This is a genomic window from Ureibacillus sinduriensis BLB-1 = JCM 15800 (assembly GCF_000772955.1).
In the GTDB taxonomy this organism is placed as follows: domain Bacteria; phylum Bacillota; class Bacilli; order Bacillales_A; family Planococcaceae; genus Ureibacillus; species Ureibacillus sinduriensis.
In genome coordinates, this window is record NZ_JPVO01000053.1 from 1 (window position 1) to 26,052 (window position 26,052).

The window sequence follows — 26,052 nt, forward strand, 5'->3', positions numbered from 1 at the left end:
ATAAAAAATAGTCAATCAGATTTCTCTGACTGACCTTATAATACGAAGGGCCATATTGTTGAATGATAATCGATATAGTAAAGCACAAAAAATTAGACTGTTATTAAGCAGTCTAATTTTTTGGGATTAGAAGCTTTTTATGGATTAAATAGTTGATTGCAGAAGTGGAAAGGTAATTATTTTAATGGAAAGTATGGGAAAATTTTCAAAACTGTAATTTTAATAAAAAACATTCGTCTTATTTATAGACATTAATATTTCAGGAGGAAAGAGCTTTGGCAGATAACGACATAATTATAGATTGGTTTCATGAGTACAGTGATGATATTTTAAATTTTCTTATCTATTATACAGGGAGGTCAGACGTGGAAGACATGGTCCAAGAGGTGTTTATTAGAGCTTTAAGACGATTAAATACATATAACGAGTTATCTAACGCTAAAACATGGCTTTTTAGCATCGCACGAAATATTGCAATTGATGAAATCAGAAAACAAAAGAAGGAAAGAGATAAGCAACAAAAGTTATCCAATTTCCATGAACAAAGCCATATCAAATCACCAGAAGAAATCTATGGCTTAAATGAAACAATTAAGGAAATTTATCAAGTAATACATACGTTAAAGCAAAATCATCGTGATGTTTTAATTTTAAAAGGAATACATGAACTCAGTGTGAAGGAAACGGCGGCCATCCTGCTATGGAGTGAAAATAAGGTAAATGTTACATATCACCGAGCATTAAAAGCTCTTGAGAAAAAGATAGGAGGCATAACTTATGAATAAAGAATTATCCGATAAATTAAATTCTTTTCCCAAAAATCATCAGCTAAATCAAGAATCCAAAATAAAAATTGAATCGGTTTTGCAGGAAGAAATAAAAAGAATGGAGATACTAGCGAAACCTGAAAGGAGTTTTAAAGACTTTCTGAAAAAATTAACAATACCGATATCTGTAGTAACCGTCACGGCTATAAGTTCATTTTTGTTAATATCCTCTCAAAATATCGATTACTTCCAAAATGGACTGGATGGGAGTTCAAATAATGTTGGGACAGCAGTTGAATCGGTTGAAGATTATCAAAAAATTGAAGAACTTTCTACAGTTTGGGCAGAAGCACTTAGAACGAGAGATGGCAAGCCACGCTATGAAATGATGTCCAAACAAGCGAAAGCAAAATTTGTACAGGAACAAAAAATTAGAAGTGGTGAGAATTGGAATTACAATATTGGTGAATCAAGTCCGTGGGTGGTTGATTATAAAATTGAAATCAATGGACTGAAAGCTGTTATCACATATAAGACACAAACAAGTGAATCTAACTATTATACTACGCAAGAAACCCTTACTTTTAAAAGAGAGAGCAATAAGTTTATTGTTGATGATTATAAAACAATCTTCGAAGATAAACCAATTGGAGAAAAAGAACAATATATTGATGTAGATGAAAAGGTAACCGAACAATACGAACAAGAGAAAGACAATATGATTATATGGTCTTCCAAAAACAATGAAGTGATCCTTAAGCCTGCCAATGTTACTAATAATGTGTGTCAGGGTGTAACTGTAGAAGTAAATGGAGTTAAAAAAGGGTTTAACTGGAGTTTCTCAACCCTTGAAGAATCTAAACCTCAAGTCTTTTATACCGATGTTACAGGTGATGGAAATGAAGAAGCGATTATTATTGTTAACAAAGGAAAAGGTACTGGTTTAAGCATTGATCAATTGCATGTTTTGAACAGTAAGGACCTCTCAGAAATAAAAGTGCAAAACTATGAGGAAATCCTTGCAGAACTGGTCAAGACAAATGTAACCCAAAATGGGGAAATCTTAGAAATTATAGTTAACGTGCAAGGAAAAGTAACTAAATTTGATTATAATTTTAATATTGGATCAAATTTTAATCAAGATGAACTCGCTTTCGGCGGTGTTGTCTTGTATATATTGGAAGATCAAAAAATAAAATTGAAAATTCCTGGATCTGTGGGAGTGTCTCCAACATATGTGGGTGATTTCGATATCTTGTATCAATTCGAGACTTCAAAAGATGAATTTATTGTTGATCAAATTGAATTTATTCCTTTTGATAACTAAGAAAAAGCATTTTGCAATGATTTTGCTGCTTCAATTGGCAGCTTATAGTTGGGCAAAATCAATGAACTTAGATAATAATGTGAAGTCTCTAGAACATAGAAGGGACGTTAAATCAATTGGAACAGTACTTGAAAGTGATTGTGCATTTTTATTTAAACTAGCAAAAGAAAGTCCTTTGTTATTCCACAAATCTGGCGCGATTCGGTACTGCACCCCAAAAGTTAGTTTTTTACTCTAACTTTTGGGGTGCAGTTCAAAACAAGGAAAGTGCTTTTCCCATTAAGGGGCTGTTTAATGGAGGAAGGATACATAAGAACTTGCTTTCTCTCCAATTCTACTTTGAGTTTACGAGTACCATAGTTGCTACGACTTTACTTAAAGAGTCGTTCAATTACGGTAGAAAGCTCAACTTCTTCTTTGTTTTCAAGAAACCAATTTTTTTGGTTAAATGGATAAAAGTGTTAACAAGTAAGGATTATGAAATACTGGACAAGAAGTAAAGAACCCTTAGTTTAAGAATATGTTTGACCTTATTAAACATTTGGCAAATATATTTAGTCTAAAACTATACAAGTCCAAGTAGGTGCAAAAGAAAAGGAGGCAAATATGTCGGAAAAAAAGCGTTAAAACAAAAGTTTTATCTAAGTTGAGTTGATTTTCTATGTAGCATTCCCTTATGTTCTATGGAATTTTGGGAGGGGGCCTTTAGGGGATTCTACAGCAATGCTGATTTCAACCATTCCGGGAATTGTTTATACTCTATATCGCTTTATGTTAGATAAGCGTTTAATCTAACTGGCATATTCATTTTAAGTTCACTAGTACTAGGCTCGACGATAGATATACTATCGCAATCGGCTGAGCGAATGATATGGAATGGTGTATATTTAGGTCTTTTTTATACTCTTCTTTATTTTGTTACGCTTATCATTAAGCGTCCTCTTTCATTATATTTTGCTGTTGATTTTGCATATTTGCAAGGTCATGCCCCAAAGGATAGCAAAGCATTATTTTATCAAAGAGGAATCTTTAAATTGTTTCAATTTATTCAAGTTATTTTCATCATCAGGGGACTTTTTATGGCAGGATTAACAGTATACCTATTCAAAAAGTATGGAATAGATGGTTATGGGGACATGTTGATCTATAAGCAAATCGCTGGGACGATTTTCTCGCTTTTCATTTTAGGCATGTACTTTTATACAAATGTCCCAATCCGAAAATATATTGCAGAGCAACAAAATCAATTACAAGACAACAATAATTTAGCTACCCAACAATCAAACGCTTTGCCGAAATAAGAAAGGCAACTTTCACCATGAAAACCAGCTAATAGAAAGTCGTCCAAGGGGCTTGAACGTTCTACCCCGGCTACCGTTATCATATATCGATATAAAAAATGGCCAACCAGAAATAATTTCTGGCTGACCTTATAAAACGTTTCGTCCAGCTTGTTGAATAACTCTCAAAATAAACTTAAAGTTTCAAAACGCAACCTTTGATTAACATTTTTAATTGAATTTGTTTTCCTTTGGCACAATCCAAAATGGGAAAATCGAGCATCTAGAAGGAACAATTGGAATCGGCTTATTTAGCTCAATGATTGACAAGGTGGGCAACAGTGCAGCAACTATGCATTTTTTGGAAAGTTTATCTGAACAGTATCAATTAAGCGTGTTTTAATGAAAAGAAGGCCTAAATAAAAAAGGAGATGCCATATTCAAATAGGGGGCATCTCCTTTATTCCGTTAATAAGTGGTTAGCTTGGTTACTTTTTGAGCCGTGTAGATCCAGCGCTGCCACCAGGAGAGGTTGTTCTGGAATTCTTCCGCATCAAGAGTGTAGAGGGCATCTTCATTCTTCCAAAGCCGTTCAAAATATCGTTCCATATCCAAGGCGAGCGCGCTATCATTTGGAGCGAGGATGCGTACGTTATTTTCCAGGTTGTAATTTTCCAATGTTCGTTCCGTATAGTTGGCAGAACCGCTTGAAATGATTGTTTGTTCCGATGTTTGAATCCAGATGGATTTTGTATGGTATTGGCCGACTACGGTGTTGTACCAGCGAATGTTGATTTGTTCATTTGTATCCTCAAGCAGCTCGTTCACAACCGGTCGATTAGGCAGACCGGACTTTTCCTGGCCGAATGAGTTTTCATTTGGGTCTAGAATCATATTCACCTGCACGCCCCGGTTTGCTGCATCTGTTAAGGTGTTGACAATGTCGCGCTGAGCAATAAAGTACATGCCAATCCAAATTTTATCTCCTGCTTTTGTGGCCGCTATATCTTCAAGCAAGGCGTCCAAAATTTTCTTCTCAGTCAAATATTGTACAGCATAGTGGCCGTCACTTTGCTGGGGGATATCAGCCCTCGGCAATTTCGGACCATCCGATATGAGCGATACCGCTTCTTCTGCCTCCAGAATATCGTTTATGACGGGCCCCGTTACTTTCAAACCAACATTTCCGTGGAAGCCACTAGCATCATGCGGGTTTGATGATGTGATAATCGCTTCCTTTTCCGAAACGGCCGCTTTGCGGTGGTTGGCCTTCACGTTGAGCAGTTCCAAATAGGAAGATAGAGTCATTTTTGGCGCTTTGCTTGACATGGCGTTGGCAATCCATCCCTTGTCGTCATGGTCGAACCATTGAAAAATTAATCGGTATAATCCTGAATAAATCGGCGTGGAATCCCGCAGCTGTTCTAAATCGGTGTAAACAATTTCTACCCCGGCTTCACGCATCTTCTTGAACCACGGGGTTTCATAGGAGCCATAGCCTTTATTGATCGGATCGGTGATGAAAACAATCGGCATATCGGGATTGTTTTTCTTTTTCTCGGCAAGCTTGTCAGAGAGGATATTCGCGATTGGCGGGAAATCTTCTTTTTCATCGAAATACCCATCCATCAAAAAGAAATCCACCACCACAAATTGTTCGGCTTCATCAATCAATGTATAAAGTTCATCAAATATATGATTCTCATGTTTTCGATTGGTCCCTTCCTGGTCTTGCGCATAAGTTAAATCCGTTAGCATTTCAATATTGTCTGTTCTATGCAAGTCTCCTTCATAGGAAATGCCTTCCGGCAACGGTTTATATGTATGCCATAACATTTCTCCTATATATAGCAAAATCAAAAGAAGTATAAAAGCGCTTATAACTTTATTTCTGCGACTCCAGCTGTTCCATTTCTTCTGAACCTTTTTCATTGAAATTCCTCCAATACTCTTGTACTTTTAGTTCCCGTGAACAAGCAAAGTTAAACAGCGGTAGTTTGCATGGCGGCTGGAAATTTTTAAGAAAATGCTAGTGGCGCTATAGCCTTCGGGAAATTACAATAGGTATTAGAAAAAATGGAAAGAGGTTGAAAATGAGTAGCCATTCGGTTTTTTTTATTTTTTTCATTTAGTATCTATTACTGGAATAAAGCTAATCTTGGAAAATACTTTTATTAATAGGTTAGGGGCTTTGCTACACGTTTACGAACAAGTAGATGAAGGCGAAAAGTCGTTACCTGAGGCGGTTGAATTTGCAAATTGTAGCGTAGCAACCTTAAAAGTCGCTAATAGAATATAGAGAACCTGGTAGTCCGTCATTTGATATCAATACTACTAATCAAGGGAGAATTGTTATTTTAGGGGGCGGCATTCCACTTATTTACCAGAATAAAGTCATTGGAGGTATTGGTGTCAGTGCATATGTCATGTTTTGAAAGGCATGAACTGCTGCTTTAGCTACTTCAATGTCTTGTGCACTAGTTGTCCGAGGAACTTACAAAATTGATATGAATGAAGTAAAAATTGTAAGAGCGTGGAATTAGAATTTCTAAAAGCATTGATACTTATCGTTTTTTACTAATATAGACTACGATGCTTGAATATGAGAAAAACGTTATTCTGCTATTTGATATATAATACATTCTTTGAATGAAATAGCTGGGTAAAATATAAGGCACATTAAGTTTCCTTAAGATATTTAAAAGCAATGGAACGTCATACAATAACAAAGAAAGCTACTTACAAAAGTAAGTAGCTTTCTTATTGTTCGACAATATTAAAACGGGAATTTTTTGAAAGTCAGGGAATTCTAATTCTAGAAAACCAGTATTACTGAGTAAATTCTGGATTTAATTCACCAGTATAAGGAATATGTTCTACCGTAATTGGGATATCTTTTCCATCTTGATCTTTTCCAATTCGTTTATAGGTAAATTTATTTTCATTTAATTCAGTAACTTCTAGAACAGCTCCATATTTTTTATCGCCTAATGATACATGTGCTCTTACTTTGTTATTATTTAGCACATTGTAATATCCATAATCACCACGACTTTGGCCAGTTTGTTTATCGAAAAATTCATATTGACTTGTTTCAGCATCATATTTAGCGAGTGCAAAGAAATTCTGGTTGTATTCAGAAACATCATTCCCATTTTCATCTAAAGCAACTGATCCAACCCATAATGTATTTGCTAAAATTTGGTCTCCATCAGTTTGATTATCAATTTCTCCTGTTAAAGTTTCAAAAGTTTTTTCCGGTGAAGTAAAAGTAAGTTCCGAACCTGTGTAGGGCTCATGTTCAACGAAAACTTCTACATCATTTCCATTAGCATCTTTACCAATTCTTTTATATATATATTTATCATCCGTTACTTCTGTTAACTCCACAACACCCTGTGTACCTTTTGATTCAGAGATTAATACACGGAATTTCCCATCATTTGTCATAAAGAAAGTTCCATAATCGCCACGGCTATTTTTTGATTCTTTATCAAAGAATTCGTATCTAGACGTTTGGTAATCGTACTTAGCAATTGCAATAAAGTTTGAGTTCTCTTCAGTTAAATCGTTATTATCTTTATCATAAACTTTTGTTCCTTGCCATAGGGTACTACCTAATATTGTCGCAACATCATCGCCATTAGATGATTTGGATTCCTCAGTTTGAGTAGACTTATTTGCGGTACTATTTATTGCTGAAGAAGTCACTTCAGATTTATTTCCAGAAGAAGCATTGTTCTCCGAATTATTACAACCTGCAATTAAAGCAGCAGTTATTGAGATAGATAGTAATAAAGTTGTTGTTTTGTTCATTTGATTTCTCTCCTTTGTTGTTTGGTCTAAATAAAGAATAACAAAACAATGTGGCATAAAAGTGGCATAAAAAGAGTGGAAATGTACTTTTTATTCCAAAACACTTTTTCTATATTCTTTTTATGGAAATAGTAAATGTTGTTCCAGAGTTAAATCGACTTTTTCGTATTTGAATCTCCTCACCTAGTCGTAACATTATTTCGTGTGCTATGGAAAGCCCAAGACCACTACCTACCGTGTTATGCGAACTGTCAGCTTGTTTAAACCTTTCAAATATATAAGGGAGAAATTCCTTTGAAATACCAGGTCCATTATCGGATACCAAAATTTTAACTTTTTTATTTGTGCATTCTGCGTCAATTTCAATACGCCCATTTTCAGGGGTGAATTTAAATGCGTTATCCAATAATATAGTGAGCACTTGTATAATCCTATCTTCATTTGTGTAAGTTATTGGAAGACTTTTTGCTTGGTCAGTAATGTTAAATTGAAGATCCATATCCTCAGCTAGTATAGAAAAAGGTTCTGATACGTGTTTAATTAATTGATTTGTATTTACAATTTTCTTTTTAAAAGCAACTACTTCGCTTTGTAATCTTGATAACTCTAATAGATCATGAATTAGTTTCTCGAGGTGAGCACTTTCTCTTAATATTATACTGTAATATTGATTTATTCTAGATTGTTCGGTAACTACATGATCCGCAAGTGTTTCAGTCAATGCTTTAATAGATGCAAGAGGGGATTTTAACTCATGACTTATATTTGCAATATAGTCTTTACGCATTTGTTCGAGTTGATTCCTTTCTTTGATAAACAATCTTAAAAAAATAAGAATGATGATTGTCCCTATAGCCAATGTAGTAAAGAAAACAAGATAAAAGCCATCTAGTGCAGCAACATAAGATCTGGCTGGTTTGAGGAGAAAGATACCACCAGTAACTTTATTGTTTTTTACTATTGGTAGGCCAATTACCAACGCTTTTGAAGAGAACCCGTGTATCTCCTTAATTTCGGCAAGAGTTGTTTTTTTACTAACAACTCTTGGTAAATAGTTAATTAAGAACTTGTTTACTTTTGTTTCATCAACACTGTTCTGTAAAAGTTCATTTTTATTTAGAATTTTAATTTTTTCACCGTGGACATTATAAGCCATTATATAAAATGGATTATTATTTGTAATAGTATTTCCTTCAGATAGTTCTTCTGCAATTGAAGTAAGCTGAGGATGAAACTCATCAATTTTCGATATTATAAAGTAGTGTTTTATGGCTAATGCACCTAATAGCTGCCCCATAATAAAAATTGATAATATAATTAATGCAATGGAAAGTCTGCTGGAGAGAAATTTTTTCATATGATTTCCTCGAACTTGTATCCCACACCATAAATGGATTTTATAGAGAACTTAGGGTTGCCTTTTGAAACTTTTTGACGTATCCGTTTAATCAAAGTATCAACTGCACGTGTATCACCGATATAATTATATCCCCATACTTTGTATAGTAACTCCTCACGATTCATTACTCTTCCTTTGTTTTTTACTAAATATGCTAATAATTCTACTTCTTTAGCTGTAAGGTCAATTACCATATCATTAACTAGAACTTCATAACCTTCAACATCAATGAATAAACTAGTAGCCATAAGCATATTTGAAGTGTTTTGTTTTGGCTGAACCCTTTTAAGAATGGTTTTGATTCTAATAACAATTTCGCGTGGTGAAAATGGTTTTGTCAAATAATCATCGGCACCTATTTCTAAACCAATGATACGGTCCATTTCCTCTCCACGTGCACTTAGCATAATAATAGGAATATCACTTGTTTTACGAATTTCCTTACAAACTTCTGTCCCAAAGAGACCAGGGAGCATTATATCAAGTACTACTAAATCAAATTGTTGTTTTTTTATATGATCTAAAGCTTGTTCACCATCAAAAGCTGAAACACTATTCATGTTTTCTGCTTGTAAATAAGCGTTAATGCTCTCATGAACTGCAACATTATCATCACAAATTAAAACAGTTACTTTTGAATCCATTAATATTTTCCTTTCATGATTTCTAGAATGTAAAACTTTATCCCCATATAGAAAGTAAGCAAGTTGAAATTACTTAATGTTTTGCCCCATTTCATTCTAGTTCAATTAATTCTCCTTTTAATTTGTAATAAAAAAGCTTGAGTACATGTCCCAAGCTTTTTATTTTTTTACATTTCCCATATCAGTCCCACTATTGAATCAAATAAAGTTATAGTATACCAACAAAGCGATTACATTTAGAATTATGAAAAACAATCTCATCAACTGTTTTGCAGGGAATAATTCATACGCTAATTATGTGTTTGTGATTCAAAACTGAATTCCATATTAGTGGCATCACATTTAAAAGGCAAGGAAATATAAGAACTATCACAAAATGTTCTAAAACGAGAGATATTTGCATCTTAAAAATACTTAGCTTTAAGGGGAGAAGAAACTGCGCCACAATAAGCTCTAAGCAGCAGAAGGTTTATTAAAGGAGTTTAAATGATAAAGTGGATGGTTTAAGCAGTTAGCAAATGGATGGTTATTTATGAAATCATTTGTCTTATAATATAATATTAAACTTAATTACTAATTAACATGAGAAGGACTGTTATAGATGGAATGGAAACCAGACAGAAAAGCAAAAAAAGCTATATATAAACAACTTGCTGAATATATCGAAAAAGGTATTGCAGATGGTACATTTCCTCCTGATAAACCCCTACCATCTGAACGGTATTTAGCCAATGAAATGAACTTGAATAGAAGCACCGTGGTAGCTGCCTATGACGAGTTGGAGTCAAATGGACTCATAGAAAGAAATAGAGGAAGCGGCACTACCATCAGTAAAGATATATGGGGAATTACGAAGAAACGTATCCCTAGTTGGAATAGATACATTGAAGCGGGTACATTCTTGCCTAATTTGCCTGTTATGCAAAGAATAAGAAAAGAATCTATTGAACATAAGATTATTAATTTAGCTAGTGGAGAATTGTCGGAAGACCTTTTTCCAATTAATATCTTACGAGAGATAACTTCAACGCGTTCCTATATTGGGAGATTAGGTTATGATCATCCACAGGGTAGCGTTATATTAAGAAATACCCTGACTAAACATGTAAAACAATATCGAGGTATAGAGACGAATCCCTCTTCAATACTCATTACATCTGGAGCACAACAGGCATTAAACTTAGTAGTTCAGTGTTTATTAAAGCCTGGTGATGCAGTTGCAATAGAGGATCCTTCTTATAATTATAATCTTCAAATATTTAAATCGGCGGGTTTAAAGGTATATTATTTACCTGTAGATAAGGAAGGTATAAATTCTGATGATTTATTGTCTTTATATAAAAAACATCGAATTAGAATGATATTTTTAAATCCTGCTTATCAAAATCCTACCGGTTCTTTACTGAATGAAAAACAACGTAAAGCTATTTTAGAGATATCTTCTGAACATGGAATTCCTGTAGTAGAAGACGACCCCTATAGTTTGACTTCATTTACTGGGGAGAGAATTCCTACTCTTAAATCAATGGATGTTCACGGGAATGTTTTATATATCAGCTCTTTGTCTAAAATCGTCGCTTCTGGTTTAAGAATTGGTTGGATTATTGGTCCAAAGTCAGTAATAGAAAGATTATCGGATGCAAAACAACAAATTGACTTCGGTCATTCCAGTTTTACACAGTGGATTGCCAATGATTTTATGGATTCTGAAAACTTCAATTCTCATATTAAAGTATTGGTAAAGGAGTTGGAAGAGCGCAGAAATCAAATAGTAAGAAGCCTTGACTATTATTTAAAGGATCAAGTGGGATTTTTTGTTCCACAAGGAGGCATTCATATATGGGTAAAGATAAAAAAAGACGTTAATGAAAACAAATTACTAGAGGAATCCATAGAAAGGGGAGTAATTTATGTCCCTGGTTCAACAATGGGCTCAAAAAAGGGGTTTGTTCGCTTTACTTTTGCTAGGGAAGATGAAGAATCAATCGACAAAGGAATTAAAAGGTTTTCAGAAGCACTAGATTCTCTATAGAATCTTGCCTTCATCTATATATCATGGATACTTCAATTGAATCATGACTCGGTCATGATTTTTTTGTTTAAAAATGTAAATGGATGGTCAAAAAACTATCTAATTGGATGGTCATAAATAAATGAAATTCCTTATGATAAATGATGGATAATAAAATATCCAAATCGGCTAATGATTAATGGTTTGCAAACTAATGTGTCTAGAGTTCACGTTTATGATTCACAAGAGAGTTTCAGAGTTTTATACACACAATAGGAGGGGAAGAGTTATGAACGCTCCAGATATTGTAAATCAAAGTAAAGCATTAGACAATATTAAACCCTATATATCCTCGTCCAAATGTTTCTTACCAAGGAATACCCATTTGGATAATTTTGATCTTTATATAAAAGTGCAAAATTTTATAGAACATTTTAATCATTCAAAACAACAATGATAATACATTTAGAAGAGAAAGGTTGTGTGAAAAATTGGTCTATCTACCTGAAGCTGCATCAATTACGCCCTTAAATACAGAAAAGTGTGAACAACTTGAAACGCCATTGTTTACAGCTTTAGTAAAACATGCGGAAAAGGAACCTGTCCAATTCCATATTCCAGGACATAAAAAAGGAAATGGTATGGACCCCGAATTCAAAGAATTCATTGGTAAAAATACCCTCTCTATCGATTTAATAAATATAAGCCCTCTAGATAGTTTGCATCTTCCGAATGGAATTATTAAAGAAGCTCAAGAATTAGCTGCGAAGGCTTTTGGAGCAGATTTTACTTTTTTCTCTGTACAGGGAACAAGCGGGGCGATTATAGCCATGATTATGTCAGTTTGTGAACCGGGTGACAAAATTTTAGTACCACGCAATGTTCATAAATCTATCATGAGTGCCATTGTTTTTTCAGGTGCTATCCCTATTTTTATCCATCCAGAAGTAGATTCTAACTTTGGCATTTCTCATGGGATTACACCAGATTCTATTGAAAAGGCATTAATCTTAAATCCAGATACAAAGGCTGTTCTTGTTATCAATCCAACGTATTATGGTGTTACAGGTGATTTGAAAAAAATAGTAGAAATCGCTCATTTAAGAGGAATCCCTATACTTGTCGACGAAGCACATGGAGCTCATATACATTTTCATCAAGACTTACCTCTATCAGCCATGGCGGCGGGAGCAGATCTTGCAGCAACAAGTGTTCATAAATTGGGCGGTTCTCTTACGCAAAGCTCAATATTAAATTTACGTGGAAACCTTGTTTCTCCTAAGAGGGTTCAATCTGTTTTAAGCATGCTTACTACAACGTCAACCTCATACTTGTTATTGGCTTCTTTGGATGTTGCTAGAAAGATGTTAGCAACTGAGGGACAAGCGTTATTGGAGGAAACTATTAAAAAAGCAGAAAGTACACGTACAAAAATTAATGATATTGACTACCTATATTGCATGGGACGTGAAGTTTTAGAATCCAGTGCTGCAGTCTCAATGGATCCAACCAAACTATTAATATCAGTGAAGGAACTTGGTATAACAGGTTACGAAGTAGAAAAATGGCTTCGTAATCGTTTCAAAATTGAAGTCGAATTGTCTGACTTATATAACATACTTTGTATTATAACTCCGGGAGATTCAGAGGATGATTTACGAATACTAGTTGAAGCATTGGCAGTGCTGTCGCAGGAATTTAGAAGTCAGGATGATAAATATATTGATAGTTCTGTCTTACTACCTGAAATTCCATCACTGGCTCTAACTCCACGAGATGCTTTTTATGCTGAAAAAGAAGTAATAGATTTTGAACAATCTGAAGGCAGAATAATTGCAGAGTTTGTAATGGTATATCCACCCGGAATTCCAATATTTGTACCGGGAGAAATTATTACTAAAGATAACATAGTATTTACACGAAAAAATATCGAAGCTGGACTTCCAGTTCAAGGGGCAGAAGATATTGAATTTAAAAAAATACGTGTAATTAAAGAATCATTATCGAATGAATAATAAATCAAGAAGAAGTAAAACAAAATGAACTTTGCAAAATTATTTGATTATACATTACTTTCGCCTCAAGTCACAGAAAATGAAATAATTAGTTTATGTCAAGAGGTAAAACAATGGCTTTGTATCTGTTTGTGTGAATCCTTTATGGGTAAGACTTTCAGCAACTGTTGAGGACGTTCAGATAATGAGATAAGCTGTTGGGGCTAAAGCTGGCGTAAAAGCATCAGGAGGATTACTTAATAAAGAAGATATAAAATCAATGGTTGATGCAGGTGCTTCGAGAATAGGGACTAGTTCTTCTGTGAGAATATTTGCTTGATAGGTTAGTGACTTTATAGCTTGAATATGGGCAGTAATACTGTAATAGGCATTCATAACGAAATAGTAAGGATTCTCCTATCGTTGAAATGGCAACTTAATATAGTTGAAAATGCAATTTTCATCATAGACGAAAGAATAACTTTTTAACAGTTTTTATACTTAAATAACTAACTATATCTAGGTAAGAAAGGGATAAGAAAAATATGACATGGACTGCTTTTTTGGTAATAATGGCGGGGATTTTATTTAAAATGTTAACGAGTCCTCCAAGTGCTCTAGTAGAATGGGTTTTAAGTAAATTTGCACTTCATCCGAAACTAGATCCAAATGAAGTTATAATAACATTTAATGGAGTAAGCTTAGGTGGCGAAGAAAAGTCTGAGTTCATTGATTTTTTCAATGATGCTGTTTTTTTAGAGAGAAATCATATATATCCTGGCAATGAAGAAAAGTTTCTTCATCCAGAGACTAATGTTATTCCATTTGTTATAAACGTTATACGTAGAAATAAGGAAGTGAATTTTTTTGTTTATTGTGAAGATGATAACATTTTTGTTGTAAAGCAGAAAAAAAAGAAAATAACTTCTTATAGTCTTAGATCGGAGAGCTTAAAAGTTTTTACTATTTAAATATATAGCTAGAAATTTAGGTTATTTCGATGAAAAACTATACTTTCTTTATAAATATAGGGATAAATTAGAAAAGTTCAAAATATCCAGAAGGCTGACGAAAAAAATTATTGTGTACGCTAGAACCTGATTAACACTAAATAAAAGAACTAAGCTAATCTGTTTTATTAGAAAACTGCTCCCAATTGTTATTGTCCACCAACTAATAACAATTGGGGGGTGTAGTTTTATTTTCTAAATTTAACATCGTAGATAGTGTACTTCCTTAATTGAAAAATAGTGAAAGATTTCTAAATACTGTTCTCATCAAGTTGCATTTACAAAGTAACTTCAAAAATCAAGGGGCTAATCTTTTACTATAAATCAGTTCCAAAGGAAGTTAATCATATATTTTGATAGTATCACCTAAGGATTTCCCTATTTGCCATTCCTTACTTTGAGAACAACTAAATTAGTAGAAATATATTACTGACGCTCAATGGGAATGGCAAGTAGGGTAACTAGACAATAAAGATCGTTACCTTATTCATTCTTAGTGTATTGAGTATTTCTCCTAACCTGCTACAACTTACCCGGTGGCAGGTTTTCCAGGATTTTTAGAAACCACAGATATTTAAATAAATAATATAAGATAAATTACTAACAGAACTCATTGACAAAGTGGCAATGAAAGACAATCCCTAAAGATAATTTGAAATCAAGTATCTTCAAGAAGTAGTAAGTATTACATATTAATTTTAGAATTTTGTTAGGAATAAGATTAAGAGTTAATCAACAATCGGGCCAGATTATTGAATAACATATTATTAAAAAGCAAGCATCCATTATCACTTTCCTACCAAACAAGATCTAGTTGAGGCAATTCTCGAGAGGTATCGTAAAGAATTTCTAAATAAACTTGACGAGTTTGAACAGTATCGAATAACTCTGAGGAACAGATTTTCCTTTTTTTCAATATTGTCGCGAAACAATAGATAGTGATTCTAAACTTAGCTTATGCTCTATGATGGCAGCTGAACTAGTATCATTCCCGATAGAAATTCAAGTGAAATCAATGATTTCTTTAGGGATAATGAGAATTGGATAGAAAAAGTGATAGAACAAGGCGAAGAATCTGGACAAATGAATTATCAAATTAGTTCAAGGGAACAATCGCAGGTAATAATGGCATTTGTTCAAGGAGCACAATTAATAGCTAATCTTCTGGGGACTTTCAAACTTATGATGTAATGGTTCAAAATCTGATGAAAAACCTTAAATCATAAAAAGCCCATAATCCTCTAAATAAACACGGTCAAAAGGAGGAATGAATGTGAACAATCCTGTAGTCATTGAAACAGGATCTGGTGCATTATTTGGTTTCTTTGGAATGCCAGCGAACATGCGCCAAGAAAGGGGGCAAGATAAAGTTTTAAATTTGGTCATTGATCAATTAGTTAGGCTTTTTGGACCCTCCGATCAAAACGTAAAGGCTATCCTATACAAGGATTGGTCCACAGATGCCAAAACGGCTGTTGAGGAAGACTTGGATCCGCTTAGAGATTTTCCAAGGTATGGTCAACCACCAAAAGCAAGGGTATGGGAAAAGAAAATTATTTTTGCTGGTACAGATCCTAATTCACAATATGGTGGACATCTTGAAGGTGCACTCTTGGCAGCTGAAAAGGCAGTTTCTGAAATCATGGCTGATTAGATCAAAATGTACAAAGGATATTGGCCTTACTTATAGATAGTTACTTAGGTATTCGCTGATAGACATAAAGAAAAAGAGAATTTTATTTTTTATAGAAATGGTAAAATCATATTAAATTGTAAAAAAGGATGTATATTATGCCAATTAATTCTTTTGAAAACTATCCGATGAGCTGGAAGCCTTCGATTGATAAAACTGAAAAGCCAATATATCAAGCACTTGCAAGGCAATTGGAGAAAGACATACTTAACGGCGTTTTGTTACCAGGAACAAAACTTCCACCACAAAGAGAATTGGCTGATTATCTGGATTTAAATCTGAGTACCATTTCAAAAGCTTTTAAAGTTTGTGAGTTACAGGGTTTGTTAAGCGCTTCAGTTGGAAGTGGGACGTTTGTATCATATGATGCGTTATCGAATGCCTATTTACTTGAAGATACAAAACCGCAGCATTTAATAGAAATGGGAGCAACACTTCCAGATAATGCTTCCTACGAGCCATTGTTAATCCAACTGAAAAGTATGCTGCAAGAGACTGATTACGAAAAATGGTTTGGATATGGTCGGACAGGCGAAAGTCTTTGGCAAAAGGATGCGGCTGCAAAGTTACTCCGAAGAAGTGGATTCGAAACAACTGTTGAACACATTTTATTTGCAAATGGAGCTCAAAATGCAATTGCTGCAACACTAGCAAGTCTTTGTAAGCCCGGTGAAAGAATAGGGGTTGACCAGCATACGTACCCCGGCTTAAAAACAGTTGCGGCGATGCTTAATGTACAAATAGTTCCGATAAAGTCAGAGAACTATGAAATGAGTCCAACTTCTTTTGAATATGCATGTAAAAATGAAAATATTAAAGGCATATACTTGATGCCTGATTATCATAATCCCACAGCTTCCTTAATGTCGGTCGAGAATCGGAAAAAGATTGCTAGTATTGCCAAAAAGTATAATCAGTTCATTATTGAGGATGGATCTTACCATCTTCTAAATAAAAACCCACTACCAGCAGTTGCATCATTCGCCCCGGAACAGGTTGTCTATATTGCAGGTTTATCTAAAGCATTAGCACCAGGATTACGGCTAGCCTATGTAGCAGTGCCAAGTCAATATAAGGAGCCAATTTCAAAAGCACTTTATAATTTAAACATAACAGTTTCCCCTTTATTAGCGGAATTGACAGCGCGTACGATTGTATCCAACCAATTTGAACTCTTAATTGAAGGGCATCGAAAACAGACCATTCAAAGAAATCAAATCGTAGATCGATATTTGAGTGACTATAAGTGTCTAGGTGTCGAAACGGGTATCTTTCGTTGGTTGCTATTACCAGGCAAGATTACTGGTGCAGAATTTGAAACGTTAGCTGAGCAAGAGGGAGTACAAGTCTATGCAGCTGAACGTTTTGTAGTTGGAAATAGTTGTCCCGAAAGGGCAGTAAGAATCTCTGTTTGTGCACCTAATACGACACAAGAGCTTGAACAAGGATTGATTATCCTTAAACGTTTATTAAATAGTCTTACCTAATATTGTTTGCCATACAATTGTGATATTGTATGGTTTTTTTGTGCGTGCTATGATATTTCAAATATTGTTGGTAGCTTTATTGAATGGGTTTTTAGAAAGGTAGGTAGGAACATGGTACAAAAAAATCGTGTAGAATCGTTAGAAGTACAAACAGCTACGCTAAAAAGCTACATTCTTTCTCCAGAAAAACAAAAAGCGTTATATAAGCGTACTTTATTCGTGGTAAGTGTTTCACAAATATTTGGAGGTGCAGGGTTAGCAGCAGGAGTTACGGTGGGGGCACTTCTTGCACAGCAAATGCTTGGTACAGAAGCTTTTGCCGGACTTCCATCAGCTTTATTTACCTTAGGGTCAGCAGGAGCAGCTTTACTCGTTGGGAGACTTTCGCAAGCTTCGGGACGTCGTATAGGTCTGGCAACAGGTTTTATGATAGGTGGACTGGGAGCAATAGGAGTCATCATCGCAGCAATACTAAATAGCGTTTTACTGTTATTTCTTTCATTACTTATTTATGGTTCAGGAACTGCAACAAATTTACAAGCTCGTTATGCAGGAACAGATTTAGCAAATAGTAAACAGAGAGCGACTGCTATTAGTCTTACTATGGTATTTACGACATTTGGTGCAGTTGCTGGCCCGAACTTAGTAAATGTAATGGGCAATATTGCTTCTTCTATTGGCGTTCCAGCACTTGCTGGTCCATTCATTTTGGCGGCAGCAGCATATATCTTAGCGGGTATTGTTCTTTTCATTATGCTTCGCCCAGATCCGTTACTAATAGCAAGAACAATAGAAGCATCGAACAAAGAACAGAATGAGAAAATACCTACAGTCACTACTGAGCAATTAGAGAACAAAAGAGGCATAATTGTAGGTGCGACGATTATGGTTCTGACTCAAATTGTAATGGTAGCTATTATGACTATGACACCAGTTCATATGCGGCATCATGGACATAGCGTGGGTGAAGTAGGCCTTGTTATTGGTTTTCATATAGGTGCCATGTATCTCCCTTCACTGGTTACTGGTATCCTTGTTGACAAATTGGGCCGTACTGTTATGGCCATTGCTTCTGGAGCTACGTTGCTTCTGGCGGGTTTAACAGCAGCATTTGCTCCAGGAGATTCAATGGTTTTCCTAATTATTGCACTTTCTTTACTGGGATTAGGATGGAATTTTGGTTTGATCAGTGGGACTGCACTTATTGTTGATTCAACAACAACTTCTACAAGGGCTAAAACACAAGGTACTTTGGATGTTTTCGTTGCCTTATCAGGAGCTGCTGGTGGAGCCTTGTCTGGAGTGATTATGGCGAGTACAAGTTATCTAACTTTATCATTTATTGGAGGGATTCTCTCCATATTATTAATTCCGATTTTGATATGGTCTCGTAGAGGTGGTAATTAGTAAGAAAGGTTATATTACTAACACTATATTTTGGGCATATCTTTACGTAGATTCCTTTAATATAAAAATCAAAATAAAGTATACCACCTTATTCATATTCCACAATCTGGCGTAATTCTTTAATAAGAATGCGCCTTTTTCCATTAAAGGGTACAATACCGAATTCAATCCTCGCAAGCTGCCTAACTAATAATGTCTAACTTTTTGGGGTCACTTCAGAAACAAGGAAAGGGCTTTTTTAGATTAATCAGAGTTCAAGACTACCAATATTTTAGATTGTTGAATATCCTCGTATGAAAAAGCTTTATTCAACATTATAGAATTTAGATAAATAGATTTATAAATGGGAGAGTGAAAGACGCATGTTTATTATCCGAAGCTTGGAAAAAGCATAAACAGGATAAAAAATCGAGGGATATTCATCACTTACATTAAAAACATATTGTTTTCAATATAATCTATTATTGCGATTTTTTGGTGATATTGATATGAATTCACAACTGAGAAATTAAAAGAATATTTATTGCAGTCAGGAGACACTTGAAGCCTTCTAGCTTAGGACATAGGATTCGTTGTATTAAATCACTATTTAGATGGTCACATGAAGAGGGCCATTTCTTAAAAAATCCTACAGCTAAACTGAAAGAACCGAAGTTAGGTAAAAGGATTCCTAAGCTTCTCTCAGATTTAGAGATAGAACATCTAAGGGAAGCTTGTCAAACAACGATAGAGAACGCGCTATTTGAGTTTTTGTATTCGACCGGCTGCCGTATCGGTGAAGTTATAAAATTAAACCGCGATAATATATCAGTTATCGTACAAGGTAAGGGTGATAAAGAAAGGGAAGTGTACTTTAATACATGTTGCTTCATTTGGTTAAAAAAGGTATTTGGATGTTGGAGAGGATGGAGACCCTTGTTTGTTTATTACGGACAGAATGCCGAAAAGGCGTATGAGCATTGATAATCTAAGATATATGATCAAACGCATATCAAATCGTGCTGGAATAAAAAAGAGTATATATCCACATTAGCTACGACACAGTTATGCAACGCATATGATTAATAACGGTGCGCCGATTGATGTTATCCAAAGGTTACTGGGTCATGAAAAGGGTGAGACTACAAAGATTTTTACTTAGCTAAGCGGAAAAATAAAGCAGGATTTTTACAATATATTCTCTTGAAATTAAGTAAATAAAACTTTAATGGAATGACACCAATAACTTATCAGTTTACAGGTTATAAATCTATCTAATGTTAAAATATACTTTAGTACTAAAAAGCAGTTCTAATGCATTTGCGGTAGCTATCATCAAAGAGTGGAACTGCTTTTTCTCCAGTACCGTCAGTGATAATTTCCTCCGCTTATATCAACTTGACAATTTAACTGTTCTGCAAATATATTTAGGGCGATAAAAACTTTGAATTACGAGGCCCCCAATTCTTAGGATGGATTTTTTCACCAGATTCTAATTCTTTAATTGGTATTTTTTAAAGTTTTGTGGTTTGTTTAATTCCATCTTTAGTTAAAAACCATGAGACTGCTACGATACATGATTTCGATTTGTTTCATTATCAATGAGTAAAAAGCAATTTGGAAAAATCATGCGGACAATCTGCGGATAAAGAGGGGCAAGTAATGGTTTAATAAAGATGCATATAGTATTATAAAAAGCCTCGAAACATTGATATACCAATGTTTCGAGGCTTTAATAAAGTATGGTCCCGACAGGGTTCGAACCTGCGACCCCCACCTTGTCGAGGTGGTGCTCTCCCAGCTGAGCTACAGGACCTTGTTCTACTATATTTTAACATCAAATTGAAAAATAACCAAGCAGAAAATTTAGAAGTGTCTATTCTGCCATTATATAAATTGAGCGGAAGGTAACTGGATGGAATTTGATGCTGCTGTATGGAAAAAATAAAACCTGGTTCACAAGGAACCAAGTTTTATCTATAATCACGGTTTAATGAACTTACCGAAGAAGCAGCAATAAGACAAATCGGAGGAGCGCGAGCCCAGAAGTGTCACCAAACAGGCAGCAATAAGACAAATCGGAGGAGCGCGAGCCCAGAAGTGTCACCAAACAGGCAGCAATTAGACAAATCGGAAGAGCGCGAGCCCAGAAGTGTCACCAAACAGGCAGCAATAAGACAAATCGGAGGAGCGCGAGCCCAGAAGTGTCACCAAACAGGCAGCAATTAGACAAATCGGAAGAGCGCGAGCCCAGAAGTGTCACCAAACAGGCAGCAATAAGACAAATCGGAGGAGCGCGAGCCCAGAAGTGTCACCAAACAGGCAGCAATTAGACAAATCGGAAGAGCGCGAGCCCAGAAGTGTCACCAAACATTCAGCAATAAGACAAATCGGAGGAGCGCGAGCCCAGAAGTGTCACCAAACAGGCAGCAATTAGACAAATCGGAAGAGCACGAGCCCAAAAGTGTCACCAAACAGGCGGCAATAAGACAAATCGGAAGAGCGCGAGCCCAGAAGTGTCACCAAACATTCAGCAATAAGACAAATCGGAAGAGCACGAGCCCAGAAGTGTCACCAAACATTCAGCAATAAGACAAATCGGAAGAGCACGAGCCCAAAAGTGTCACCAAACAGGCAACAATTAGACAAATCGGAGGAGCACGAGCCCAGAAGTGTCACCAAACAGGCGGCAATAAGACAAATCGGAAGAGCACGAGCCCAGAAGTGTCACCAAACAGCCGTTGTTTCTATTCTTCCCAATCTTCTCCAGTTTCATCTTCGTCTAAAACAATGTTGTAAATTTTCCAATGACCGTCATGGTTTTTCTTTAGGAATGCTGTACCAGATAGATTCACTGTCATATTGAATGACATCTCCGGAGATGTCATGGAAAGATTATAATTTAAATTATCAATTCGGGCTTGGGCAAAATTTTTATTCACAGTGACAGGGTCGATGGAATGTTGGCCCACTTGTTCCATCGTGTATGTTGCGTTCATTTCGTCTTCCATGTACAAACTTTCAAGTGAAGTAGCCAGATAATAACCAATCGTCGTTTCACGATAAAGAGCTTCCAAGGACTCAACATCTTGTTGTTCCGAGAACTTCACTTCTTCCTTGATGTTCTTATCCACTATTTGGGCAACTGAAATTAGATCCTCTTCAGTCCCTTGCTCTAAATGCAATGCACGGTCAATCATTGTGATTGCTTCGGCACGGGTTGCATTATTATAAGGTTTAAAAGCATCGCCATATCCTTTTATAATCCCAGCGGCAGCTGTTCTCATAATTGCTTCATATGCGAAATTTCCCTTCGGCACGTCGGGAAATACTTGTCCAGTTTTAGAAAAATCGATGGATGTTTGGAATGCACGGTAAATCATCGCCGTAATTTCGTCACGCGTAATCTTGGCATTTGGTCGGAAGGTACCATCTGTTTTACCGTTAATAATGCCATGGCTACTAGCGGCACGGACATAGTCGTAATACCAGTTCGATTGTTTAACATCTGGAAACGACTTACTAGTATCCATTGCATCTAAATTCATGGCGTTGACAAGTATTTTCGTAAATTCAGCACGAGTAATCGTATCATCAGGTTTAATATAGATGAATGGATACTCATATTCCTCTCCGTCTTCTACATACGTTTCCATTTCAACATATCCGTCTATTATATCGGCATACAGGAAGCGTTCCAATTCATTGTATGCCCAGTGTTCGTATTCAACATCATCCAAAAAATACAATTCGGTGGATTTTTCTTCCGCCAAAGCCGGGGATACAGAAAATCCAAACAATACAAAGGAAGTTAAAAAAATAGATATTGCCTTCAAAGGGTTTCCTCCACTTTCTTCTTTTAAACTTTTACTAACAGAAGTAGTTTACATGAATGACAATACGAATACTATGTAGAAAATATGGTAAATTTAAGTTTTGCCCCTTATTCAATCAACTTGAATACGGGGAGGAGATATTGAATCTATTAAGGTTTATCAAGCGAAAAGGACTGTCAATTGTTGAATTTGAATAATTAATGAATAAAGTGTGGCGAAATTGTTAAAAAGATGTGGCTAAATTGTGAATTCGGAGGTATACTATATATAAATAGTCCAAGAAGGAGTGACTTATACATGTTTAATTTATATACAAAACTTTCTGGGATGCTTGTAGTATTAGGTATAATTCTTGTCATTGCTAGTTTCTTTGTAAATATCTCCATTTGGTATGGAATTGAGATCGCTAAATGCGGTGGTGCGCTCTTTATCATGTTTTTATTCTTACATCTACTATCAGAGCATGAATCTAAAAAATCAGAACGAAGTATAGCAAAATAAATAGTAAAAATAAAAAAGCTTGAGAGAAATTCTCAAGCTTTTTTTGGTATTCATTACATATCCCATAGAAGAATCAGCAGGGTGCCGAATACACTAACAAGTGCGATGATCAAAGCATATAGGATATTCGCATAGATTGCTTTACCATCTTTCGATTCACCAGCGTGCATGAAGACAACTATTTGCAGGAACGCTTGGATGAAGGCTGTTGCCAAAAGAATGGTCATACCGACTGTAAAGGTCATATCGGTAAAGTAAACCAATAATGCTACGGCAGTAAGGACTAATGATGCAACAAAGCCCATAACCTGTTTTGCAGGGAATAATTCTTTCATATTACATCATTCCTTTCAGATAGATGAAGCTGAAGATAAAGATCCAAACTACATCTAAGAAATGCCAGTAAAGAGAGAAGATAAATGATTTATTAGCCGTTTCAGGTGTTAATCCACGTTTTTTCACTTGAAGAATGATGAATGTTCCCCAGAATAAGCCCAAAGTTACGTGCCCACCGTGAGTTCCCAATGTTGTTAGGAGTGCTGCCGTGAAAGCACTAGTTTGATAAGTTGCCCCAACATGGTAATAATGCATGAATTCATAGATCTCTACTCCAAGGAAACAAAGACCAAGCAGTAGGGTAATGCCAAAGAACGTGATCATAGCATTTTTGCGGCCAAGTCTCATTGCATGAATACCAAGCCCGATTGTGAAACTACTAGTTAACAAGACAAGTGTTTCTATGAGAACCGGCGTAATTTCAAAAATTTCGGCAGGTGTTGGGCCAGTACCTGTACGGCCTTCAAGTGTGAAGTATGCTGTGAAAAGGGTAGCAAACAGCATAATTTCAGCACCTAGGAAAATCCAAAATCCTAAAATGTTTAATTGATTTTGTTGAGTACTATACTCAAGAGGCTTCGAATGATCGATATGCATTATTTTGCACCTCCAAGTTGCTCTTCCGTTTCTTTAATTTCTTTCACAGAAATATGTCGTCCATGATCTTTTTCGAATGAGCGCATCGCCATACAAACGAAAATGCCGATTAACGCGATGACTGCAGGAATCCATAAAGCAAAGATGAATGAGAAGCCTGCAACAAGGAAGATCATACCCATAACGAACGGAACGCCGCTATTATTTGGCATATGAATTTCTTCAATTTCGCCTTTGAATAACACATGACCATTTTTCTTAGAATCCCAGAATGTTTCGCTCGAACTAATTTGAGGTGTTCTGGCAAAATTGTACTCCGGTACTGGTGTGTGAGTGGCCCATTCCAATGAGCGAGCATCCCATGGGTCACTGCCGATATCTCTTGATGAGTTTTTAAAGCTATAGTATACGTTATAAACGATTGTCACAAATCCGATTGCCATGAGGGCCGCACCGATAAATGACAGCATATTTAGTGGTCCAAATCCAGTTGCTTCCGAATAAGTGTACATACGGCGAGCTTGCCCATCTAAGCCAGTTAGATACATTGGGAAGAAAGCTAGGACAAAACCAACTGTTAGTAACCAGAATGTCACTTTACCGATTTTTTCATTTAACATAAAGCCAAAGAATTTTGGCCAATAGTAAGTTAAACCAGCCAGCATAGCGAATACTACACCAGGAATAATTGTGTTATGGAAATGGGCAACCAAGAACATCGTATTATGATATTGATAGTCTGCCGCCGACATCGCCAGCATTACCCCTGTAACTCCGCCGATGGTAAATAGTGGGATAAAACCAACTGAGTAAAGCATTGGGACTGTAAAGCGGATTTTCCCTTTCCACATCGTAAATAACCAGTTAAAGATCTTAACCCCGGTCGGCACAGCAATCGCCATTGTTGTAATGGAGAAGATACTGTTTGTCAGGGCACCTTGACCCATTGTAAAGAAATGGTGGGTCCAAACTAAGAACGAAAGCAGGGAAATCAGCACCATTGACCAAACCATTGACGAGTAGCCATATAAATTACGTCTTGAGAAGGTCGAGATGATTTCACTGTAAAGACCGAATGCAGGCAAGATCAAGATATAAACTTCAGGGTGTCCCCAAATCCAGAAGAAGTTGGCCCAAAGCATATCCATACCGCCGTTGCTTGTTGTAAAGAAATTCGTTGCAAATAATCGGTCTGTTGTACCCATGATCAACGCAACAGTCAGTACAGGGAAAGCGAAAACGATGATTACGTTTGCAATAAATGCAGACCAAGTGAACATAGGCATTTTCATTAATGTCATACCAGGTGCACGCATTTTTAAGATTGTTGTACACATGTTAATACCCGTCATTAACGAGCCGATCCCTGAGATTTGGATAGCTAACATATAGTAGTTCGTACCAACAGATTCACTGAAATCGTTGCCGGCAAGAGGGAAGTATGAAGTCCAACCTGCATCTGGTGAACCACCGATTACGAACGAAATATTAAATAACATTGCTCCGGCGAAGAATAACCAGAAACTTAGTGCATTTAAGCGTGGGAAAGCCACGTCACGTGCCCCGATTTGCAGTGGCACGATTAAGTTCATAAATGCAAAGATAAATGGCATGGCCATAAAGATAATCATCACAACACCATGAGTTGTAAAAATTTCGTTATAGTGTTGTGCATCTAGAAGCTTGGCTTCAGGTGTTGCAAGCTGGGCGCGCATCATGATGGCATCCGCACCACCGCGGAAAAGCATTAATAGGGCAGAGACCAAGTACATAATACCGATTTTTTTATGATCGACGGTTGTTAACCATTCACGCCATAAATAGCCCCATTTTTTGAAATATGTTAAGCCTGCAACGATCCCAATACTTACTAAAGCAATGGCAACCATTGAGGCATATATCGCCGGACTTGGATGAGGGATAGCAAAACGTTCAAAGAATTCCATCCTTTTTTCTCCTTTCAAGATA

The 26,052-nt window shown here is 35.9% G+C and carries 20 protein-coding genes, 1 tRNA gene and 2 pseudogenes; 14 read left to right on the forward strand and 9 right to left on the reverse strand.

The window, feature by feature from the left end; genetic code table 11:
• The first annotated feature begins 275 nt into the window (after nucleotides 1-275).
• The 4 genes from CD33_RS12705 to CD33_RS20945 all read left to right on the forward strand — a co-directional run bounded on the left by CD33_RS12705 (nucleotide 276) and on the right by CD33_RS20945 (nucleotide 3,777).
• Nucleotides 276-785, forward strand: coding sequence for an RNA polymerase sigma factor (locus CD33_RS12705; protein WP_036201314.1), 510 nt, complete (start codon nucleotides 276-278; stop codon nucleotides 783-785).
• Nucleotides 778-2,094, forward strand: coding sequence for a hypothetical protein (locus CD33_RS19510; RefSeq protein ID WP_052130216.1), 1,317 nt, complete (start codon nucleotides 778-780; stop codon nucleotides 2,092-2,094). Before CD33_RS12705 ends, CD33_RS19510 begins: the two co-directional genes overlap by 8 nt.
• A gap of 1,079 nt (nucleotides 2,095-3,173) precedes the next feature.
• Nucleotides 3,174-3,395, forward strand: a complete 222-nt coding sequence (locus CD33_RS20730; RefSeq protein ID WP_235863191.1) for a hypothetical protein — start codon at nucleotides 3,174-3,176, stop codon at nucleotides 3,393-3,395.
• A 220-nt stretch (nucleotides 3,396-3,615) separates the two neighbouring features.
• Nucleotides 3,616-3,777: a glutaminase gene (locus CD33_RS20945; RefSeq protein ID WP_373906700.1), complete on the forward strand. Its 162-nt coding sequence runs from the start codon at nucleotides 3,616-3,618 to the stop codon at nucleotides 3,775-3,777.
• A 65-nt stretch (nucleotides 3,778-3,842) separates the two neighbouring features.
• Here CD33_RS20945 and CD33_RS12730 read toward each other — a convergent pair whose 3' ends face one another.
• Nucleotides 3,843-5,306, reverse strand: coding sequence for a phospholipase D family protein (locus CD33_RS12730; protein ID WP_036201317.1), 1,464 nt, complete (start codon nucleotides 5,304-5,306; stop codon nucleotides 3,843-3,845).
• 356 nt (nucleotides 5,307-5,662) lie between these two features.
• Between CD33_RS12730 and CD33_RS19905 the strand changes: the two genes are divergently transcribed.
• Complete coding sequence (locus CD33_RS19905) at nucleotides 5,663-5,809, forward strand: heme-binding protein (protein ID WP_084591373.1); 147 nt, start codon at nucleotides 5,663-5,665, stop codon at nucleotides 5,807-5,809.
• A gap of 394 nt (nucleotides 5,810-6,203) precedes the next feature.
• On the opposite strand, the gene CD33_RS12735 is transcribed toward CD33_RS19905, so the two are convergent.
• The 3 genes from CD33_RS12735 to CD33_RS12745 all read right to left on the reverse strand — a co-directional run bounded on the left by CD33_RS12735 (nucleotide 6,204) and on the right by CD33_RS12745 (nucleotide 9,233).
• A complete protein-coding gene (locus CD33_RS12735) occupies nucleotides 6,204-7,190 on the reverse strand; it encodes a DUF4822 domain-containing protein (protein ID WP_036201319.1) in 987 nt (328 codons plus the stop codon).
• Nucleotides 7,191-7,299: 109 nt separating this feature from the next.
• Nucleotides 7,300-8,547: a sensor histidine kinase gene (locus CD33_RS19515; RefSeq protein ID WP_052130217.1), complete on the reverse strand. Its 1,248-nt coding sequence runs from the start codon at nucleotides 8,545-8,547 to the stop codon at nucleotides 7,300-7,302.
• The gene (locus tag CD33_RS12745) at nucleotides 8,544-9,233 is read right to left on the reverse strand and encodes a response regulator transcription factor (protein ID WP_036201320.1); all 690 of its coding nucleotides are present in this window, start codon (nucleotides 9,231-9,233) and stop codon (nucleotides 8,544-8,546) included. Before CD33_RS12745 ends, CD33_RS19515 begins: the two co-directional genes overlap by 4 nt.
• Before the next feature lie 601 nt (nucleotides 9,234-9,834).
• On the opposite strand from CD33_RS12745, the gene pdxR reads away from it, so the two are divergent.
• The 8 genes and pseudogenes from pdxR to CD33_RS20735 all read left to right on the forward strand — a co-directional run bounded on the left by pdxR (nucleotide 9,835) and on the right by CD33_RS20735 (nucleotide 19,976).
• Nucleotides 9,835-11,265 (forward strand): MocR-like pyridoxine biosynthesis transcription factor PdxR, encoded by a 1,431-nt coding sequence (gene pdxR, locus CD33_RS12750; protein ID WP_036201321.1) that lies wholly within the window; start codon nucleotides 9,835-9,837, stop codon nucleotides 11,263-11,265.
• A 497-nt stretch (nucleotides 11,266-11,762) separates the two neighbouring features.
• Entirely contained in the window at nucleotides 11,763-13,259 is a 1,497-nt protein-coding gene (locus CD33_RS12755) for an aminotransferase class I/II-fold pyridoxal phosphate-dependent enzyme (protein ID WP_052130249.1), read from the forward strand.
• A 160-nt stretch (nucleotides 13,260-13,419) separates the two neighbouring features.
• Nucleotides 13,420-13,578: pseudogene (locus CD33_RS20950) on the forward strand (deoxyribose-phosphate aldolase); the annotation flags it as partial.
• A gap of 205 nt (nucleotides 13,579-13,783) precedes the next feature.
• Nucleotides 13,784-14,209 (forward strand): YfmQ family protein, encoded by a 426-nt coding sequence (locus CD33_RS12765; RefSeq protein WP_036201325.1) that lies wholly within the window; start codon nucleotides 13,784-13,786, stop codon nucleotides 14,207-14,209.
• A gap of 1,312 nt (nucleotides 14,210-15,521) precedes the next feature.
• Nucleotides 15,522-15,902 carry an FAD-dependent oxidoreductase gene (locus CD33_RS12770; RefSeq protein ID WP_036201326.1) on the forward strand — a complete coding sequence of 127 codons (381 nt, stop codon included), beginning with the start codon at nucleotides 15,522-15,524 and terminating at the stop codon, nucleotides 15,900-15,902.
• 137 nt (nucleotides 15,903-16,039) lie between these two features.
• Nucleotides 16,040-17,428 (forward strand): aminotransferase-like domain-containing protein, encoded by a 1,389-nt coding sequence (locus CD33_RS12775; RefSeq protein ID WP_036201327.1) that lies wholly within the window; start codon nucleotides 16,040-16,042, stop codon nucleotides 17,426-17,428.
• Nucleotides 17,429-17,539: 111 nt separating this feature from the next.
• Nucleotides 17,540-18,835 (forward strand): MFS transporter, encoded by a 1,296-nt coding sequence (locus CD33_RS12780; protein WP_036201328.1) that lies wholly within the window; start codon nucleotides 17,540-17,542, stop codon nucleotides 18,833-18,835.
• Between the two features lie 351 nt (nucleotides 18,836-19,186).
• Nucleotides 19,187-19,976, forward strand: a pseudogene (locus tag CD33_RS20735) (tyrosine-type recombinase/integrase).
• A gap of 581 nt (nucleotides 19,977-20,557) precedes the next feature.
• On the opposite strand, the gene CD33_RS12790 reads toward CD33_RS20735, so the two are convergent.
• A tRNA-Val gene (locus tag CD33_RS12790) sits at nucleotides 20,558-20,630 on the reverse strand.
• A 931-nt stretch (nucleotides 20,631-21,561) separates the two neighbouring features.
• Nucleotides 21,562-22,650, reverse strand: a complete 1,089-nt coding sequence (locus tag CD33_RS12795; RefSeq protein ID WP_036201329.1) for an S-layer homology domain-containing protein — start codon at nucleotides 22,648-22,650, stop codon at nucleotides 21,562-21,564.
• Between the two features lie 297 nt (nucleotides 22,651-22,947).
• Between CD33_RS12795 and CD33_RS12800 the strand changes: the two genes are divergently transcribed.
• A complete protein-coding gene (locus tag CD33_RS12800; protein WP_036201330.1) occupies nucleotides 22,948-23,151 on the forward strand; it encodes a hypothetical protein in 204 nt (67 codons plus the stop codon).
• A 53-nt stretch (nucleotides 23,152-23,204) separates the two neighbouring features.
• Here CD33_RS12800 and qoxD read toward each other — a convergent pair whose 3' ends face one another.
• From qoxD to qoxB, 3 genes are read right to left on the reverse strand one after another with little or no spacing between them, the layout of a single operon-like run.
• Entirely contained in the window at nucleotides 23,205-23,486 is a 282-nt protein-coding gene (gene qoxD, locus CD33_RS12805; RefSeq protein WP_036201331.1) for a cytochrome aa3 quinol oxidase subunit IV, read from the reverse strand.
• 1 nt (nucleotide 23,487) lies between these two features.
• Entirely contained in the window at nucleotides 23,488-24,084 is a 597-nt protein-coding gene (gene qoxC, locus CD33_RS12810; RefSeq protein ID WP_036201332.1) for a cytochrome aa3 quinol oxidase subunit III, read from the reverse strand.
• On the reverse strand, nucleotides 24,084-26,030 hold the full coding sequence (gene qoxB / locus CD33_RS12815; protein WP_036201334.1) for a cytochrome aa3 quinol oxidase subunit I: 1,947 nt from the start codon (nucleotides 26,028-26,030) through the stop codon (nucleotides 24,084-24,086). Before qoxB ends, qoxC begins: the two co-directional genes overlap by 1 nt.
• Nucleotides 26,031-26,052 lie beyond the last annotated feature (22 nt).